The organism is Mycobacterium mantenii, assembly GCF_001667865.1.
In the GTDB taxonomy this organism is placed as follows: domain Bacteria; phylum Actinomycetota; class Actinomycetes; order Mycobacteriales; family Mycobacteriaceae; genus Mycobacterium; species Mycobacterium mantenii_A.
On the sequence record NZ_LZJP01000095.1, the window covers coordinates 1 to 565 of the forward strand.

Below are 565 nucleotides of genomic sequence, written 5' to 3' on the forward strand. Positions count from 1 at the left end.
CTCGCCGCCTCGCTGGTGTTGCTGACCACCGCGATGGCCGGGCCGACGTCGGACGTGCGGATTCCGCTCAACCGCGCGGTCGTGATGCTGGTGATCGACGTGTCGGAGTCGATGGCCTCCAACGATGTGCCACCCAACCGCCTCGCCGCCGCCAAGGAGGCCGGCAAGCAATTCGCCGACCAGCTGACCCCGGCGATCAACCTGGGGCTGGTGGAGTTCGCGGCCAACGCCACGCTGCTGGTTCCGCCGACGACCAACCGCGGCGCGGTGAAAGCGGGCATCGACAGCCTGCAGCCGGCCCCGAAAACCGCGACGGGAGAAGGCCTGTTCACCGCGCTGCAGGCGATCGCGACGGTTGGCTCGGTGATGGGTGGCGGCGACGGCCCGCCGCCGGCGCGGATCGTGCTGGAATCCGACGGCGCCGAGAACGTCCCGCTGGACCCCAACGCGCCGCAGGGCGCGTTCACCGCGGCCCGGGCAGCCAAGGCCGAGGGCGTGCAGATCTCGACGATCTCGTTCGGGACCAAGGGCGGCGAGATCGAGATGGACGGGCAGCGCATCGCCG

At 71.2% G+C, this 565-nt stretch carries 1 protein-coding gene; it reads left to right on the forward strand.

What is annotated here, in order from left to right:
• Nucleotides 1-565: VWA domain-containing protein (locus tag A5688_RS16660; protein ID WP_120312554.1), on the forward strand; the 565-nt coding region annotated here is incomplete at both ends.